The sequence below is a fragment of the Halomonas sp. SS10-MC5 genome, assembly GCF_015992245.1.
GTDB lineage: Bacteria > Pseudomonadota > Gammaproteobacteria > Pseudomonadales > Halomonadaceae > Halomonas > Halomonas sulfidoxydans.
In genome coordinates, this window is the sequence record NZ_CP065435.1 from 1,776,551 (window position 1) to 1,793,403 (window position 16,853).

14 protein-coding genes are annotated in these 16,853 nt (G+C 66.5%); 12 read left to right on the forward strand and 2 right to left on the reverse strand.

Going from position 1 to position 16,853, the window contains the following annotated elements; genetic code table 11:
- Positions 1 to 87: 87 nt before the first annotated feature.
- Entirely contained in the window at positions 88 to 2,223 is a 2,136-nt protein-coding gene (dinG, locus tag I4484_RS08400) for an ATP-dependent DNA helicase DinG (RefSeq protein ID WP_197450501.1), read from the forward strand.
- Positions 2,224 to 2,284: 61 nt separating this feature from the next.
- Here the strand turns inward: dinG and I4484_RS08405 are convergent, their stop codons facing one another.
- On the reverse strand, positions 2,285 to 3,361 hold the full coding sequence (locus tag I4484_RS08405; protein ID WP_197450502.1) for a 3-deoxy-7-phosphoheptulonate synthase: 1,077 nt from the start codon (positions 3,359 to 3,361) through the stop codon (positions 2,285 to 2,287).
- Between the two features lie 299 nt (positions 3,362 to 3,660).
- Between I4484_RS08405 and rpoE the strand changes: the two genes are divergently transcribed.
- From rpoE to acpS, 11 genes are all read left to right on the forward strand, one after another.
- Positions 3,661 to 4,266 carry an RNA polymerase sigma factor RpoE gene (gene rpoE / locus I4484_RS08410; RefSeq protein WP_197450503.1) on the forward strand — a complete coding sequence of 202 codons (606 nt, stop codon included), beginning with the start codon at positions 3,661 to 3,663 and terminating at the stop codon, positions 4,264 to 4,266.
- Positions 4,267 to 4,445: 179 nt separating this feature from the next.
- The gene (locus tag I4484_RS08415; protein WP_197450504.1) at positions 4,446 to 5,153 is read left to right on the forward strand and encodes a sigma-E factor negative regulatory protein; all 708 of its coding nucleotides are present in this window, start codon (positions 4,446 to 4,448) and stop codon (positions 5,151 to 5,153) included.
- Positions 5,153 to 6,148 (forward strand): MucB/RseB C-terminal domain-containing protein, encoded by a 996-nt coding sequence (locus I4484_RS08420; RefSeq protein WP_197450505.1) that lies wholly within the window; start codon positions 5,153 to 5,155, stop codon positions 6,146 to 6,148. Before I4484_RS08415 ends, I4484_RS08420 begins: the two co-directional genes overlap by 1 nt.
- Before the next feature lie 125 nt (positions 6,149 to 6,273).
- Positions 6,274 to 7,698 (forward strand): DegQ family serine endoprotease, encoded by a 1,425-nt coding sequence (locus I4484_RS08425; protein ID WP_197450506.1) that lies wholly within the window; start codon positions 6,274 to 6,276, stop codon positions 7,696 to 7,698.
- 197 nt (positions 7,699 to 7,895) lie between these two features.
- Positions 7,896 to 9,713 (forward strand): translation elongation factor 4, encoded by a 1,818-nt coding sequence (lepA, locus tag I4484_RS08430; RefSeq protein WP_197450507.1) that lies wholly within the window; start codon positions 7,896 to 7,898, stop codon positions 9,711 to 9,713.
- A 13-nt stretch (positions 9,714 to 9,726) separates the two neighbouring features.
- The gene (gene lepB / locus I4484_RS08435) at positions 9,727 to 10,530 is read left to right on the forward strand and encodes a signal peptidase I (RefSeq protein ID WP_197450508.1); all 804 of its coding nucleotides are present in this window, start codon (positions 9,727 to 9,729) and stop codon (positions 10,528 to 10,530) included.
- Between the two features lie 24 nt (positions 10,531 to 10,554).
- A complete protein-coding gene (gene rnc / locus I4484_RS08440; RefSeq protein WP_197450509.1) occupies positions 10,555 to 11,247 on the forward strand; it encodes a ribonuclease III in 693 nt (230 codons plus the stop codon).
- Positions 11,244 to 12,143: a GTPase Era gene (gene era, locus I4484_RS08445; protein WP_197450510.1), complete on the forward strand. Its 900-nt coding sequence runs from the start codon at positions 11,244 to 11,246 to the stop codon at positions 12,141 to 12,143. Before rnc ends, era begins: the two co-directional genes overlap by 4 nt.
- A 51-nt stretch (positions 12,144 to 12,194) precedes the next feature.
- On the forward strand, positions 12,195 to 12,896 hold the full coding sequence (gene recO / locus I4484_RS08450; protein WP_197450511.1) for a DNA repair protein RecO: 702 nt from the start codon (positions 12,195 to 12,197) through the stop codon (positions 12,894 to 12,896).
- A gap of 32 nt (positions 12,897 to 12,928) precedes the next feature.
- A complete protein-coding gene (gene pdxJ, locus I4484_RS08455) occupies positions 12,929 to 13,714 on the forward strand; it encodes a pyridoxine 5'-phosphate synthase (RefSeq protein WP_197450512.1) in 786 nt (261 codons plus the stop codon).
- Positions 13,711 to 14,094, forward strand: a complete 384-nt coding sequence (gene acpS / locus I4484_RS08460; RefSeq protein ID WP_197450513.1) for a holo-ACP synthase — start codon at positions 13,711 to 13,713, stop codon at positions 14,092 to 14,094. The genes pdxJ and acpS overlap by 4 nt, the downstream gene beginning before the upstream one ends.
- Here the strand turns inward: acpS and I4484_RS08465 are convergent.
- Positions 14,028 to 16,748, reverse strand: a complete 2,721-nt coding sequence (locus I4484_RS08465) for an ATP-binding protein (RefSeq protein ID WP_197450514.1) — start codon at positions 16,746 to 16,748, stop codon at positions 14,028 to 14,030. The two genes, acpS and I4484_RS08465, sit on opposite strands and share 67 nt — an antisense overlap.
- Positions 16,749 to 16,853 lie beyond the last annotated feature (105 nt).

The following is a 16,853-nucleotide window of genomic DNA, read 5'->3' on the forward strand; positions in this document are numbered from 1 at the left end:
CCATCCATGGCAAAAGACCTCCTGTTCGACCTGTCCCCGGCCTCGCACATGCCGGGCAAGTCCCTTCGGCCTCGAAAGGGAGCGCTCATGCTGGATGACGTCCTCAAGGGCGAGATACAGGGCGCCTACCGCCGCGTGCTGGAGGCCCAGGGGCTGACGCCACGCTACGGCCAGCGGCTGATGATCGCCGAGATCGCCCGCACGCTCAGCGCCATCGAGGCCGACGATGCCGGCCGGCGGCTCTCCGACGAGCACGTCTGCGTGCTCGAGGCGGGCACCGGCACCGGCAAGACTCTGGCCTACCTGCTGGCGGCGCTGCCGGTGGCCAAGGCCAGGGGCAAGCGCCTGGTGGTGGCCACCGCCACCATCGCCTTGCAGGAGCAGGTGCTGCTGCAGGACCTGCCCACCCTCAAGGCCCATAGCGGCCTCGACTTCGACTACGCCCTGGCCAAGGGGCGCGGACGCTACGTCTGCCTGACCCGCCTGGAGCAGGCGCTGGACGGCGTCGAGGACAACCCCACCCTGTCGCTGTTCGAGCAGAGCCTGGCCCAGGGCGCCGGCGATCATTTCCAGGCGCTGGTGCAGGAAATGGCCGACGCCTACGGCAGCGGCCGCTGGGAAGGGGATCGCGAGAGCTGGCCGGAAGCCATCGAAGACCCCGACTGGCGGCGCCTGACCATCGATCACCGCCAGTGCACCAACCGCCGCTGCGGCCATTTCGGCGCCTGTGCCTTCTTTCGTGCCCGGCGTGACCTGGAAAGCGCCGACATCATCGTCGCCAACCACGACCTGGTGCTGGCCGACCTGTCGCTGGGTGGCGGCGTAGTGCTGCCGCCCCCCGGCGACTGCATCTACGTCTTCGACGAGGGCCACCATCTGCCGGACAAGGCGTTGAATCACTTTGCCCACCGGGTGGGTATCAACGGCACCCTGCGCTGGCTGGGCAACCTGAAGAAGTCGCTGACCGAGCTCCACCAGGCGCTGGCGATACAGCCGACCCTGGCGCGGCTGCTGGCCGGCCTGCCGGAGGCCATCGCCGCGCTGGAGCCGCGCCTGGGCGAGGCCTTTTCACTCGGCCACCAGCTGGCCGGACGCCAGCATGGGCTGGAAGAGGGCGAGGAGAGTCACCAGTACCGCTTCGAGATGGGGCGCGTTCCCGAGGCCCTGCATCAGCATGCGGGCAACCTGCTGGTGGGCTTCGCCGAGCTTTCGCGCACGCTCGAAACCATGAGCGACATCCTGCGCGAGAGCCTCGATCCCGACAAGCACACCGGGCTGCCGCGTGAGCAGGCCGAAGCGTGGCTGCCGCTGCTGGCGCTGTTGCATGGCCGTGCGCTGGAGGCGCATGGGCTGTGGGAGGCCTACGCTGAAACCGACATGGAAGGCGAGGCGCCGAGAGCGCGCTGGCTGACGCTGGAGCGTTTCGGCAGCGATCCCGAACTGGTCTTCTCGGCGAGCCCCGTGTCGGCGGCACCGACCCTGGCCAGGAGCCTGTGGGGCAGCTGCTTCGGTGCCGTGGTGACCTCGGCCACGCTCACGGCGCTTGGTCGCTTCGAGCGCCTGCAGGAACGCGCCGGGCTGGCCAATCGCTACCGCTACCAGCGCCTGCCGAGCCCCTTCGACTACTCCCGCGCGGTGCTCAGCGTGCCGCGCGAGGCCGTGGACCCCGGCGACCGCGACGCCCACGAGCGGGCCATCGTCGATTTCGTCAGCGGGCTCGGCGAGAAGGAGGCGGTGCTGATGTTGTTCTCGTCGCGGGCGCAGCTGCGTGCGGTGGAAAAGGTGCTGCCGGCGAAGTGGCGCGAGCGGGTGCTGGCCCAGGACCGGCTGCCCAAGCGCGAGCTGATCGAACGCCATCGGGCGAGGGTGGATGCCGGGGAGGGCAGCGTGATCTTCGGCCTGGCCAGCTTTGCCGAGGGCATCGACCTGCCCGGCGACTACCTGACCCACGTGGTGATCACCCGGCTGCCGTTCGCCGTGCCCGACGATCCGGTGGGGGCGACCCTGGCCGAGTGGATCGAGAGCCGGGGCGGCAACCCCTTCATGCGCATCAGCGTGCCCGATGCCTCGATCAAGCTGGTGCAGGCCTGCGGCCGACTGATTCGCAAGGAGGCCGATCAGGGGCGCATCACGTTGCTCGACCGTCGCGTGCTGACCCGGCGCTATGGCCAGGCATTGCTCGATGCGCTGCCGCCGTTCATGAGAGAGATCGATGGCGTCTAGATGTACTGCGCTGCCAGCAAAAGGCCCGCATGTGCGGGCCTCTGATGGAGCGCAGTCGACGTTAGCTTCGGCGTCGTTCGGCCAGTACCGGGGTGAGCTTCCGGGCCATGCGGGTCAGGGTCTCCTCGGTGGTGGCCCAGTCGATGCAGGCGTCGGTAATGGAGACGCCGTACTGCATCTGGCTATGATCGTCGAGGATCTTCTGGCTGCCCCAGCCGAGGTTGGATTCGACCATCAGCCCCATGATGGAGGTATTGCCCTCGAGGATCTGGTTGGTGACGTTCTCCAGCACCAGCGGTTGCAGCGCCGGATCCTTGTTGGAATTGGCGTGGGAGCAGTCGATCATGATGTTGGGCTTGATCTCGGCCTTCTTCAGCTCCTGCTCGGCCAGTGCCACGCTGACGCTGTCGTAGTTGGGCTTGCCGTTGCCGCCGCGCAGCACCACGTGGGCGTAGGCGTTGCCGCGGGTGCGGATGATCGCCACCTGCCCGCTCTGGTTGATGCCGAGGAAATTGTGCGGGTGCGACACCGACTGCAGCGCGTTGATCGCCACGTCGAGGCTGCCGTCGGTACCGTTCTTGAAGCCCACCGGGCTGGAGAGGCCGGAAGACATCTCGCGGTGGGTCTGGGATTCGGTGGTGCGGGCGCCGATCGCCGACCAGCTGATGCAGTCCTGCAGGTACTGCGGCGAGATCGGGTCCAGGGCCTCGGTGGCCAGCGGCAGGCCGAGCTCGGAGAGTTCGACCAGCAGCTTGCGGGCAATGTGCAGACCCTCCTCGATCTCGAACGAGCCGTTGAGATGCGGGTCGTTGATCAGCCCCTTCCAGCCGACCGTGGTGCGGGGCTTCTCGAAGTAGACGCGCATCACGATATAGAGGCTGTCCTTCACCTCGTCGGCCAGGCGACGCAGGCGGCGCGCATAGTCCAGGGCGGCATCGACGTCGTGGATCGAGCAGGGGCCGATCACCACCAGCAGGCGCGGGTCGCTGCCGTCGAGAATGTTCTGGATGGTCCGGCGGCCCTCGATCACCGTTCTCTCGGCGACGTCGCCGAGGGGGATTTCGTTCTTGAGGGCTTCGGGGGTGATCAGTACGTCCTGGGACAGGACGTTGAGGTTGCTGACCTGCTGATCTGACATGTTGCTACCTGTGTCGTGGTGCGTTGATGGCAAGAGGATGAACTACTATACACCCGCCGAGGAAGAAATCCGCAATCGCAACGGAACCCGGCGGCCCCCTGGTTGTCACAGCGCCGGCGGCATGGCGGCCGGCTTGATGCGCGGCCAAGAAACAGGAACACTTGTCGAAACGGGCGATGACGTCCAGGGACTTACAGCGGCCAACGGGCTCCAGGTTGATACCATGCATGCAGACTACCTAACGACGAATTCGTCGCTCATCCCGCTTCGGGGTTCCTCCCCTGCCTGGGGGAGCGTGAATGGGTAACCGGGAAACCGATCAACAGCTCGTTGAGCGTGCACAAAAAGGCGATACGCGAGCCTTCGACCTGCTGGTCAAGAAGTACCAGCACAAGATCATCGGGTTGATCGGACGCTATATCCAGGACCACGCCGAGGTGCAGGACGTGGCCCAGGAGGCCTTCATCAAGGCCTACCGGGCGCTTGGCAAGTTTCGCGCCGAGAGCGCCTTCTATACCTGGATGTACCGCATCGCCATCAACACGGCGAAGAACCATCTGGTGTCGAAGGGGCGGCGGCCGCCCGGCAGCGATCTCGACATCGTCGACGCCGAGATCCTCGACCATACCGGACGCCTGTCGGACATCGAGACGCCGGAGTCGTCGCTGGCCCGGGACCAGCTCGAAACGGCCGTGTTCGAGGCGATCGAGAACCTACCCGACGATCTGCGCACGGCGATCACCCTGCGTGAACTCGACGGGCTCTCGTATGAGGATATTGCCAATATCATGCAGTGCCCGGTGGGCACGGTGCGGTCGCGAATCTTTCGTGCCCGCGAGGCAGTGGACCAGCACATCCAGCCGCTGGTGACCACATCGCGTACGCGGGAATCGATCACGGAATGAAGTTTTCGATACTGTTTTTGCTTCGACGCTGAACTGTCTCGCGTCGATGACGTCTGAAGCATTGACTGCTGTATGACAGCGGCAACATGGGCTGTCGGCATTCCGGTTGGGTGCGGTCGGGAATGCCGGGAATCATTGATAGCAAGGCAGGGTGCCTTGTCGATGTGGGGGTGTGAGGAATGAGTCAGAATGCACGGGAATCGCTTTCTGCCCTGATGGACAGCGAAGGTGATGATCTCGAGCTGCGCCGAGTGCTGAAGACGCTCGAGAGCGAGCCGGATGCGGCGGAGGCATGGCGGCGCTATCACCTGATGCGCAGCCTGCTGCGGCGGGATCATGACATCGATGTCAGCACGGACCTGTCGGCCGGAATCATGGCCAGGCTGGAAGCCGAACCGGCGCCCACCATGGAGACGCCGCGCATCGCACCGCGCCGCTCCTACCCCCTTGCCCGCAGTGCGGGAATTGCCGCCGCCGTCACGCTGATGGTGATCAGCGGGGTGCAGTTCTACCAAGGCAGCGATTTCACCACGAGCGGTGGCGATGCCCAACTGGCGGGCAGCGAGGCACGCTCCGCTGCCACCCAGGCGCCGCGCAACCTTGCCGCCCAGGCGGGAAGCGGCGGCCAGGCGACCCCCGTGGGCATGCCGTTCTTCTCTCCGGCGGCCTCGGGCGGGCAGTCCGGCCTGATGCCGGTGGGAGCCAGCTTCGATTCCCCTCTGTTCATGACGCCCAATCCCCGCCAGTCGCAGCGCACCGACCAGGAGCAGGCGCGCCTGCTGCAGTCCTATCTCGATCGCCACGCCGAAGGCGCGACCTATCGCAGCGGCGATGTGTGGATGCCTCTGCTGCGTGGCTCGGGTAACGAGACACTGGGGCAGCGCTGATGGCAGGCAGGCGTATCGCAAGGCGCCTGGCTCTCCTCAGCAGCGCTGCGCTTCTGACCCATCTGTCGCCTGTCGTTGCCGAAGCCCCGGCAGGGCAGGCCGACGCCGGGCGGTTCGACTGCCGTCAGTTGGCCGACTGGGAGCCGCCCGAGACGCCGCTGGAGTGGTTCGAGCGCAGCCTGTGGGCCAACCATTGCCTCGTGTTCCAGGCACGCGCCGTGCGCATCGGTATCGATGGGGTGCGTACCCTGGCACTCTCGCGAGACATCCAGGACGGGGTCGAGCGAGAAGTGGCGCGTTTTCTCGACGGACCGCCAGTGTTCTTCGAACGCAGCGGCCACATCAGCCGCATGAACTGGTCAAGCGCCGATGAGAGTGCGCCGGCTTCCCCGGCGGGTATCGCGCGCCATGTGGACCAGTACTACCGGCTCTCCCTGGGCAATGACGAACGCATCGCCAACCGTGGTGCCGTACGCCTGGACATCGAGCCGCTCGACGGGATGCGCTTCGGCCAGCGTCTGTGGCTCGACGCCCAGACGTCGCTACCGCTGAAGCGTGAACTCATCGACGACCGTGGGCGAGTCGTCGAGACATTCCAGTTTACCGAACTACAGTCGCCACGCTTGCACGAGGGCGGGGTGATACTGGAAGACTACCGCGAGCCACCTCGGCAGTCCTGGTTTCCCACCTGGCTGCCCGACGGCTTCGTCGACCAGCCGATCGGCAGCGAGGCGGAGCCGCAGGATCGAGAGCGGCCGGTGGGACATCGCATCTACAGCGATGGCCTCTCGACGCTCAGCCTGTTCGTCGAACCGATCGAGGAAGGGCACGAGCGGCTCATCCCCGGGCTGCATCGCCTGGGGATCTCACTCGCCGTGGTGCGCCACGTGGTGGCTGACGAGCGGCCCCACCAGGTCGTCGTCATGGGCGAGCTGCCCCCACGGGTACTCGTGCAGGTGGCGGAGAATCTGGCCTGGCGCGAGTCGCCGGAGTGATTGCCCCCGTCACGTGCAATTCGTCGTGAATCCTTGGCCACCAACAAGCACGAGCCACCTTGAAAAGCGACGCGTGGCTCCCTAGTTACCGCTTGAAACGACGTTAAGCTGATGCAGGAGCTCATATGAAACCGTTGACGCGACAGTTCTCTCTCTGGGCGCTGCTGTTGGCCGTGCTGCTGTCGTGGCAGTCTGCCTTCGCCCGTGACCTGCCCGACTTCACCGAGCTGGTCGAGCAGGCTGCTCCCGGGGTGGTCAATATCTCGACCACCCGGGCCATGCCGGATCGTTCGCAGGGCTTCGAGGGGTTCGGCGGCCAGGAGATACCCGAGATCTTCCGCCACTTCTTCGGCGACCGCTTCCCGATGCCGCCCGGAGGCGGTGGCCCTGGGCGGGGCGGTGAGCGGCAGTCGCTGGGGTCCGGCTTCGTCATCAGTGAAGATGGCTACATCCTGACCAATGCCCACGTGGTCGAGGGAGCCGACGAGATCCTCGTGCGCCTCAACGACCGTCGAGAGCTGCAAGCCGAACTGGTCGGGGCCGATACCCAGACGGACGTCGCCCTGCTCAAGGTGGACGCCTCGGATCTGCCGACGCTGAACATGGGCGATTCCGACGAGCTTCGTGTGGGGGAGTGGGTAGCCGCCATCGGCTCTCCCTTCGGCTTCGACCATTCGGTGACCGCCGGCATCGTCAGTGCGATCAACCGCACGCTGCCGCGTGATGCCTACGTACCCTTCATCCAGACCGACGTGGCGATCAACCCCGGCAACTCGGGCGGGCCGTTGTTCAACCTGGATGGTGAAGTGGTGGGGATCAACTCGCAGATCTTTACCCGCAGCGGCGGCTTCATGGGGCTGTCTTTCGCCATTCCCATCAACGTGGCCATGGACGTGGCCAGCCAGATTCGCGACGACGGCCGCGTGCATCGTGGCTGGCTCGGGGTGATGATCCAGCCGGTGTCTCGCGACCTGGCCGAGTCGTTCGGCATGGACAGCCCCAGCGGCGCCCTGATTGCCGATCTCGACCCCGCGGGGCCGGCGGCACAGGCGGGCCTGCAGGCGGGCGACATCGTGCTGGAAGTCGACGGGGAGGAGGTCGAACGCTCGCGCAACCTGCCGCGCCTGATCGGTCGGGTGACGCCGGGCAATGAAGCCGAGCTGACCATCCTACGCGACGGGGAGCGCCAGGAGATCGCGGTGACCATCGGCGACTGGCCCGACAGCGAGCAGTCCGAGCAGGCGAGCGGCGGTGGGTCGGATGCCCAGGCGCGGCTGGGCATCGCCGTGGCCGAGCTCGATGAGGCCGAGCGTCAGCGCCTCGGGATCGACAGCGGTGTGCTGGTGCGTGACGTCGACCCCCGCGGGGCGGCGGCCGAGGCCGGCATCCTGCCGGGCGACGTGATCGTCAGCCTCGACCACCACGTCGTGGAGAGCGCCGAGCAGCTGCGCGAACTGGCTGCGAACCTGCCCACCGACCGCGCCGTACCCGTGCGCCTGTATCGCGAAGGGCGCTCCCTGTTCGTGGCGTTGCGCCTGGGGCGTGACTGAACCGACCCGGTGCCGGACGAGTACAGGACACCTCCCGCCTTGGCGGGAGGTGTTCGTGTTTTTTCAGGGCTCAGGCCGCTGAGCTGTCCAACCTCGGGTCATGCCGGTACAATACCGGCCATCGAATTCTCATGACGTTAGCGGGCGCCGATGACTCTGCCGCTGCCGCGCTCGTGTCGAACACCGGATTGGGCTAGATGAGCAACGAAGCAAGCAACGAAAAACTGAAGCACATTCGGAATTTCTCGATCATTGCCCATATCGACCACGGCAAGTCGACCCTGGCGGACCGCCTGATCCAGACCTGCGGTGGGCTTTCCGAGCGCGAACTGAAGGAGCAGGTGCTCGATTCGATGGATCTCGAGCGCGAGCGCGGCATCACCATCAAGGCCCAGTCGGTCACGCTCGACTACCAGGCCCAGGATGGCAATACCTACCAGCTCAACTTCATCGACACCCCGGGGCACGTGGATTTCTCCTACGAGGTGTCGCGTTCACTGTATGCCTGCGAAGGGGCACTGCTGGTGGTGGATGCGGCCCAGGGCGTCGAGGCGCAGTCGGTGGCCAACTGCTACACCGCCATCGAGCAGGGGCTCGAGGTGCTGCCGGTCCTCAACAAGATGGACCTGCCCCAGGCCGATCCCGACAAGGTCTCCCACGAGATCGAGGAAATCATCGGGCTGGACGCCACCGACGCCTGTCAGGTGTCGGCCAAGAGCGGGCTCGGCATCGATGCGCTGCTCGAGCGCCTGGTACGCGACATTCCGCCGCCCAAGGGCGACCCCGAGGGGCCGCTGCAGGCACTGATCATCGATTCCTGGTTCGACAACTACCTCGGCGTGGTCTCGCTGGTGCGCATCTTCGACGGCACCCTGAAGAAGGGCGAGAAGATCCGCATCAAGTCCACCGGGCGTGACTGGCAGGCCAACGAGGTGGGCATCTTCACGCCGCTGCGCAAGGAAACCAATATCCTGCGTGCCGGCGAGGTGGGTTTCGTGGTGGCCGGCATCAAGGATATCCACGGTGCCCCGGTGGGCGACACCATCACCCACGCCAAGACCCCGGATGTGCCGCGTTTGCCCGGCTTCCAGAAGGTCAAGCCGCAGGTCTATGCCGGCATGTTCCCGGTCAGCGCCGACGACTACGAGGATTTCCGCGATGCGCTGGAGAAGCTGGCGCTGAACGATGCCTCGCTGGAATACGAGCCCGAGAACTCCGACGCGCTGGGCTTCGGCTTCCGCGTCGGCTTCCTCGGCACCCTGCACATGGAGATCATCCAGGAGCGGCTCGAGCGCGAATACGACCTGGATCTGCTCACCACGGCGCCTACCGTGGTCTATGAACTGGCGATGAAGAACGGCGACGTCAAGTACGTCTCCAATCCCTCTAAATTGCCCGACATGGCCGACGTGGATGAGATGCGCGAGCCGATCGTGCGTGCCAGCATCCTGGTGCCGCAGGAGTTCGTCGGCAACGTCATCATGGAGTGCGAGAACCGTCGCGGCAACCAGCTCGACATGCAGTTCCTCGGCAGCCAGATCCAGCTCACCTACGAGCTGCCCATGAGCGAAGTGGTGATGGACTTCTTCGACCGCCTCAAGTCCATCTCCAAGGGCTATGCCTCGCTGGACTACAACTTCGAGCGCTTCGAGGCGGCCAAGCTGGTGCGCCTGGACGTGTTGATCAACGGCGACCGGGTCGACGCCTTGGCGGTGATCATCCACCGCGACCATGCCCATTCGCGCGGCCGCGTGCTGGTCGAGAAGATGAAGGAACTGATTCCGCGCCAGATGTTCGACGTGGCGATCCAGGCCGCCATCGGCGGCCAGGTGGTGGCGCGCTCCACGGTCAAGGCGCTGCGCAAGAACGTCACCGCGAAGTGCTATGGCGGTGACGTGACGCGCAAGAAGAAGCTGCTCGAGAAGCAGAAAGCGGGCAAGAAACGCATGAAACAGGTCGGTCGGGTGGAAATTCCCCAGGACGCCTTCCTGGCCGTGCTCAAGGTGAACGACTAGGAACGCCGACGCTATGGATTTTTCACTTTTGTTGGTGGTGGCCGTGGCCGCCACCGGCCTGATCTGGCTGCTCGACATCGTCTGGCTGCGTCCCGCCCGGCGCCAGAGGCTGGCCGCCGTGGAGGCGGGCACCACCGAAGGACTCGACGAGACCGCCCGTGAGCGGGCGATGAAGGAGCCCTGGCCGGTCGACTATGCGCGCTCCTTCTTCCCCGTGCTGCTGGTGGTGCTGCTGCTGCGCAGCTTCCTGGTGGAGCCGTTCCAGATCCCTTCCGGTTCGATGCGTCCGACCCTCGAGGTGGGCGATTTCATCCTGGTCAACAAGTACGCCTACGGCCTGCGCCTGCCGGTGACCCATACCCGCGTCCTCGAACTCGGCGAGCCCGAGCGCGGCGACGTGATGGTATTCCGCTTTCCCAGCGAACCCTCGGTGAACTTCATCAAGCGGGTGGTCGGGCTGCCGGGCGACACCGTGCGCTACGAGGACAAGCAGCTCTACGTCAATGGAGAACTCGTGCCCAAGCAACTGCTGGACGAGACGCCTTCCTCGGCGCCCGGCGAGTGGCTGCTGGAGGAGCGACTGGGCGAGGTCAGCCATCGTATCTACAATAACCCACGTGACCCGGGTCCCCGCGTGCGCGAGATCGTCGTGCCCGACGGGCACTATTTCACCATGGGTGACAACCGCGATCATTCCAACGACAGCCGCTACTGGGGCTTCGTGCCCGAGGAGAACGTCGTCGGCCGGGCGTTCGCCGTGTGGATGCACTGGGATGGTGGCTTGCCCAGCTTTACCCAGGTTCGCCGCATCCATTGATGGACCAGAAATAACAGGAATGACGTGAGCAAATCCCTTACCGCCTTCAGCCGCCGCATCGGCCACAGTTTTCGCGACGACTCGCTGCTGGAACTGGCCATGACCCACCGCAGCTTCGGAGGCCAGAACAACGAGCGACTGGAGTTCCTCGGCGACTCCATCGTCAACTTCGTCATCGCCGAGGCCTTGTACGAACGCTTCCCGCAGGCCCGGGAAGGGCAGCTGTCGCGTCTGCGCGCGCGCCTGGTACGTGGCCAGACCCTGGCCGAGCTGGCCCGCGAGATGGCCTTCGGCGAGTGCCTTCGCCTGGGTTCCGGCGAGATGAAGAGCGGCGGGCACCGGCGCGACTCGATCCTCGCCGACGCGGTCGAGGCCGTGCTCGGGGCGATCTATCTCGATGCCGGCATGGACGTGGCCCGGGCCCGCGTGCTGGCCTGGTACGCCGAGCGCCTGGAGTCGATCGACCTGCAGGACACCCAGAAGGATCCCAAGACCCGTTTGCAGGAGTTTCTGCAGTCGCGCCAGTCGCCATTGCCGCGCTACGAGGTCGTCTCGGTGGAGGGCGAGGCCCACGACCAGACCTTCACCGTGGAGTGTCACGTCGAACTGCTGGCTTCCCACACCCTGGGCACTGGGTCCAGCCGCCGCCACGCCGAGCAGCAGGCCGCCGAACTCGCGCTGCTCCAGTTGGAGAATCGCAAGGGACAGAAAGCATGAGCGAGACATGTGGCTTCGTGGCCATCGTTGGTCGCCCCAACGTCGGCAAGTCGACCCTGATGAACCGGATTCTCGGTCAGAAGGTCTCGATCACCTCACGCCGGCCCCAGACCACCCGGCATCAGGTCATGGGTATCAAGACCGAGGGGGAAGCGCAGTTCATCTACGTCGATACGCCGGGCATCCACATCCTCGGGCGCGACCGTAACAAGGCGATCAATCGCTTCATGAACCAGGCGGCCACCCAGGCCCTGCGCGACGTCGACTGCGTGGTCTTCATCATCGACCGTACGCGCTGGACCGACGAGGATCAGGTGGTGCTGGCGCGGCTCGAGCACGTCGAGGCGCCGGTGATCCTCGCGGTCAACAAGGTCGACCGGCTCGAGGACAAGAGCACGCTGCTGCCGTGGCTCGGCGAGGTCGGAGCGCGTCGCGACTTTGCCGCCATCATTCCCATCTCGGCCAAGCATGGCACCAACGTGCCGGAGCTCGAGGCGGAAGTGGCCAAGCATCTGCCCGAGGGGACCCATCATTTTCCCGACGATCAGATCACCGACCGGAGCCAGCGTTTCCTGGCGGCCGAGCTGGTGCGCGAGAAAATCATGCGCCAGCTCGGCGACGAGCTGCCCTACCAGGTCACGGTGGAGATCGAGGAGTTCCGCGACGAGGGCAGGGTGGTTCATATCAGCGCGCTCATCCTGGTGGAGCGAGACGGACAGAAGAAGATCCTCATCGGCGACAAGGGCGAGCGGATCAAGAGCATCGGCCGCGAGGCGCGGCTCGACATGGAGCGCGCATTCGACGCCAAGGTCATGCTCAACCTGTGGGTCAAGGTGAAGCGCGGCTGGTCGGACGACGAGCGGGCGCTGAAGAGCCTGGGTTACGACCTGGACTGAGACTGCCCCGACCTGTCTGCGCTTGTCCCCACTTCGTTCAGGCGACCCACCATGCAGCCGCAGCCGGCCTTTCTCCTTCATAAACGCCCCTATCGCGAGACCAGTGCACTGGTCGAGCTGTTCACCCTCGAGCATGGCCGTGTGCGTGCGGTGGCCCAAGGGGTGCAGCGCCCAGGCTCGCGCTCGCGGGGTCGGCTGCAGCCCTTCGCCCCGCTGCACGTGACCTGGGTGGGCGAAGGCGAGCTCAAGCGCCTGCGCCTGATGGAGAGCCGCGGCGCGGCGGCGCTGCTCGCCGGCGAGGGCCTGCTGTGCGGCCTCTACGCCAACGAGCTGCTGACGCGAACGCTGCCGGTCGAGCTGCCGGCGCCGGAGGTGTTCGCCTTCTATGCCGCCCTGCTCGAGGCGTTGCCACGCCCGGAGGGTCGTGCCGTGGCGCTGCGGCGCCTGGAATTCGCCCTGCTCGATACGCTGGACGCCTCGCCGCGCTTTACCACGCCGGAAGGCGGCGAACTCGACCCTCACGGCCGTTATCGCTTCGATGCCGCATCGCGGGCCTTCGTGCCCGGCGAGCCGGGGCTCGACGGGCGCACCCTGCGCCTGCTGGCCGGCGGCGACTGGGCGGCACCGGGCCTGGCCGGCCCGGCCAAGGCGATTGCACGTGCGGCGCTGGCTCCCTTGCTCGGTTCGCGTCCGCTGCGCTCCCGCGAGCTGATGCGCCAGCTTGCCGAGCGGCGCCGTTCCCCCTCACACTGAAAGCGTTTCCTATCGACCCGCTGGAGAACGTCATGCATCCCCCGCGCATACTGCTCGGCGTCAATATCGATCACATCGCCACGCTGCGTCAGGCGCGCGGCACGCGCTATCCCGACCCCGTCCAGGCGGCGCTGCTGGTCGAGGAAGCCGGCGCCGACGGCATTACCGTGCACCTGCGCGAGGATCGACGGCACATTCAGGAGCGCGACGTGCGCCTTCTCACCGAGGTGCTCAACACGCGCATGAACCTGGAGATGGCGGTGACCGAGGAGATGCTGACGCTGGCCGAGGAGGTCCGCCCGGCGCACGTCTGCCTGGTGCCCGAGAAACGCGAGGAACTCACCACCGAGGGCGGCCTGGACGTGGCCGGCAATATCGATGCGATCTCCGCCGCCTGCCGGCGACTGGCGGCGGCGGGCTGCGAGGTGTCGCTGTTCATCGACCCCGAGCCCGACCAGATCGAGGCGGCCAGTCGCGCCGGGGCGCCGGTGATCGAGCTGCACACCGGGGCCTATGCCGAGTGCACCGGCGAAGCGGCGCGGCAGGAGCACGCGCGGCTGACGGCGGCGGCAGAGATGGCGCTGGAGCTTGGGCTCACCGTCAATGCCGGCCACGGCCTGCACTACCACAACGTCGAGGCGATCGCGGCGATTCCGGGGCTGCACGAGCTCAACATCGGCCATGCCATCATCGCCCGGGCGCTGTTCGTCGGGCTCAAGGAAGCGGTGGCGGAGATGAAGCGGCTGGTGATCGCCGGCCAGGAGGCTGGCTTCGTCGCCTCGCTGGAGGCGCACGACCACGACCACGATCACGCATGATCATCGGCATCGGCACCGACATCGCCCGGGTGGCGCGCTTCGAGGCCGCCATGGTGCGCCACGGGGAGCGCTTTCCGGCACGCGTGCTGGGTGAGTTGGAGCGTGAGCAACTGGCCAGGCGTGGCGACCGGGCGGCGTTTCTCGCCAAGCGCTTCGCCGCCAAGGAGGCCTTCGTCAAGGCGCTGGGCACCGGGTTGCGTCATGGCATGCGCTGGGCCGAGATCCAAGTGGCCAACGATGCCCTGGGTCGCCCGTCATTGATGCTGTCGGGGCGGGCTCACGAGCTTGCCGCCACGGCAGGGGTCCGGGCCATTCATCTGTCCTTGAGCGACGAGGCCGAGCTGGCGCTGGCGATGGTCGTGCTGGAAGGGTTCTCCTGATACGCGGCATGCCACTCGCCGAGGCGCTCGATGGCCTGGAACAGGTCGTCGATCAAGGCGTCGACGTCTGACATCCCACGCGAGCGCAGGCGCGTTTCCAGCGTTTCCGCCACCAGGGCGAGTTCGGGCGCACCGCAGTAGCGGCAGGCGCCGTTGAGCGAATGCACCACGTCCAGCAGCTTCTCGGGGGCGCCGGTGGCCAGGGCGTCGCGCAGCTCGCCCACGGTCTTCGGTAGCGATGCGACGAGCTCGCCCAGCAATTCGCGCGCCAGGCGCTCGTTGCCGTTGGCCAGGCGGGTGCCGAGCTCCATGTCGACGACGGCCAGCTCGCTGGCGAGCCCTGACTCCTGCGCGGCGGGTAGCGTGGGCAGTAACGTCGCCGGGCCGACATGGCGATGCAGAACGGCCTCCAGGCGGTTGGAATCCACCGGCTTGACCAGCACTTCCTGCATCCCCGCCGCCTGCAGCCGCTCGCGTTCGCTCTCGTGCGCATGGGCGGTGACCGCGATGACCGGGCAGTTCGACCAGTGTCCGCCCAGGCGGCGCAGGGCCTGGGTGGTCTCGATGCCGTCCATGCCCGGCATGCGTATGTCCATCAGAGCCAGGTGAAAGGGGGGACCCTCTGCCAGCGCCAGGGCCTCTTCACCGCTGGCGGCTTCGACCAGTTCCAGACCGGGGCGCTGCAGCAATTCGCGCAGCAGGCGGCGGTTGATGGCATTGTCATCGACGACCAGCACGCGGGTCTGACGCTCCTTGACGGTGTCAGGGCAGCGTTTCGCCTTGCTGCAGCGGCGCAGGGCATCCGCCAGGGCCTGGCGCGACGCCGGCTTGCTGAGGATCTCGCAGCCGCCGGGCAGGTGCAGGTCCGGCATGTCGAGCGGTGCGACGTTGACCAGTAGCAATACCGGGCAGGGGCTCGCCTGTAGTCTCGCCCGCCACTCGTCGAGCAGCGCCTCGTTCAGCTCGGTGGGCAGCGCCGCGACCAGCAGCGACGGGTAGGGCGGCGTCAGCTCCGGCTGGTGCAGCTCTTCCACCTGGCCGCCCCACAGCGTGAGCAGGTGATTCAGCGCGTGACGCGTCGGCGCGTGCGGCTCGTAGAGGGCGACCCGGTCGTTGTCGAGGATGGGGTCGGGCGCAAGCTCTGCGGCGTCGATGACGTCCAGCGGCAACGTGAAGGAGAACGTCGAGCCCCGTGACGGTTCGCTCTCCACGGTGATCTGTCCGCCCATCTGCTCGACCAACTGGCGACTGATCGCCAGGCCCAGCCCGGAGCCGCCATAGTGGCGCGAGTGGCTGGCGGCGGCCTGGCGGAAGGCCTGGAACAGGCTGTGCTGTTCCTGCGGGGTGAGCCCGATCCCGGTGTCGCTGATGCTGACGCGCAGCAGGGCGCGGCCCTGGGCGTTCTGCTCCTCGAGCATCACCCTCACGATGACCTCGCCCTGTTCGGTGAACTTCAGCGCGTTGTGGATCAGGTTGGTCAGTACCTGGCGGATGCGCAGCGGATCGCCACGCAGCAGCGAAGGCACGTCGTCGTAGACCAGGCCCAGCAGGTGCAGCCCCTTCTGATGGGCCAGCGGTGCCTGCTGGCCCAGCGCCTCGTCGACCAGCGACACCATGTCCAGTTCGGCGCGGTCCAGCTCGAGGCGGCCAGCCTCCATGCGCGAGAAGTCGAGCACATCGTTGACCAGGGCGAGCAGGTTGTCGCAGGCGATCTGCACCTGGTCGAGCCACTCGCGCTGGCGAGGTTCGAGGCGCGAGCGTCCCAGCAGGCGGCAGAAGCCGACGATGCCGTTGAGCGGGGTGCGTATCTCGTGGCTCATGCTGGCCAGGAACTCGGACTTGATCCGGTTGGCTTCGAGCGCCCTGCGATGGGCCAGGTCGAGTTCGATGTTCTTTATCTCGATGGTCTCCATCGACTCTTCCAGGTCGGTGGTGGTCTGCTCGATCTGGCGCTGCATGTTCTCGTGGGATTGCCTGAGTTCATCGCCGAGTGCATTCACATGGCGCGCCAGGCGCCGCAGCTCGGGGGCGCCGGCCTCGACCAGGCGCGCCTCGAAGTCGCCGCCACGCAGCCGCCGCAATGCCTCGGCGGCATCGTCCAGGCTGGTGTCCACCCGCCGGCCGAGCGCCGATGCGATCACGAACAGCAGCAGCCCGAGGATCAGCAGGCCCAGCCCCGTGATGGCGAGGCGTCGATAGTAGCCGAGGGTGAGCGGGCGGCTGTCCACGTCGAGCTCCAGCCAGGTGCGGCTGGTCACGCTGCCCTCCAGGTCGGTGGGGGCGAGCGGAACCATCAGGCGCCAGAGGTCGCTGCTGGTGTCGAGGTGTTGCTCGAGCGGTGGCGTCGTCGCGACCTGGGCGCGATTGCGGCCCAGCTCCAGCTGGATCATGCCGCTGTCGGAATAGATCCCCACGCCGCGCGCCTCTTCGATGTCCAGCAGGCGCCTGGCCATGCCGTCCAGCCGCGACTGGTCGGCCTCGATGACGGCCCGGGCCATTTCGGGGGCCTGCTGTTCGACGGCGGTAATGATGCGGTCGTGCAGGGCCGCCTTGCGCCATTCGGTATCCAGGTGCAGCACGAATGCCGCCACGAGCAACAGCACCAGCAGGGGAAGACACAGTATCCACAGCGTCAGGCGATTTCCGAGCGACATCGGCATTCCTTGGTCACGGGCCTTTCCGCTCAGTATGCCACATTGTCGAGGCATGCCTGTCCAGCGCTTGACGGCACGGATATACTAGCGAAAAGACCTTACCCT

Bases quoted from the DNA above. Each gene is read 5' to 3' on its own strand.
- I4484_RS08425 (WP_197450506.1), top strand. From the start codon at position 6,274: ATGAAACCGTTGACGCGACAGTTCTCTCTCTGGGCGCTGCTGTTGGCC.
- I4484_RS08415 (WP_197450504.1), top strand. From the start codon at position 4,446: ATGAGTCAGAATGCACGGGAATCGCTTTCTGCCCTGATGGACAGCGAA.
- I4484_RS08465 (WP_197450514.1), bottom strand. From the start codon at position 16,748: ATGTCGCTCGGAAATCGCCTGACGCTGTGGATACTGTGTCTTCCCCTG.
- acpS (WP_197450513.1), top strand. From the start codon at position 13,711: ATGATCATCGGCATCGGCACCGACATCGCCCGGGTGGCGCGCTTCGAG.
- rpoE (WP_197450503.1), top strand. From the start codon at position 3,661: ATGGGTAACCGGGAAACCGATCAACAGCTCGTTGAGCGTGCACAAAAA.
- recO (WP_197450511.1), top strand. From the start codon at position 12,195: ATGCAGCCGCAGCCGGCCTTTCTCCTTCATAAACGCCCCTATCGCGAG.
- pdxJ (WP_197450512.1), top strand. From the start codon at position 12,929: ATGCATCCCCCGCGCATACTGCTCGGCGTCAATATCGATCACATCGCC.
- era (WP_197450510.1), top strand. From the start codon at position 11,244: ATGAGCGAGACATGTGGCTTCGTGGCCATCGTTGGTCGCCCCAACGTC.
- lepB (WP_197450508.1), top strand. From the start codon at position 9,727: ATGGATTTTTCACTTTTGTTGGTGGTGGCCGTGGCCGCCACCGGCCTG.
- dinG (WP_197450501.1), top strand. From the start codon at position 88: ATGCTGGATGACGTCCTCAAGGGCGAGATACAGGGCGCCTACCGCCGC.
- I4484_RS08405 (WP_197450502.1), bottom strand. From the start codon at position 3,361: ATGTCAGATCAGCAGGTCAGCAACCTCAACGTCCTGTCCCAGGACGTA.
- lepA (WP_197450507.1), top strand. From the start codon at position 7,896: ATGAGCAACGAAGCAAGCAACGAAAAACTGAAGCACATTCGGAATTTC.
- I4484_RS08420 (WP_197450505.1), top strand. From the start codon at position 5,153: ATGGCAGGCAGGCGTATCGCAAGGCGCCTGGCTCTCCTCAGCAGCGCT.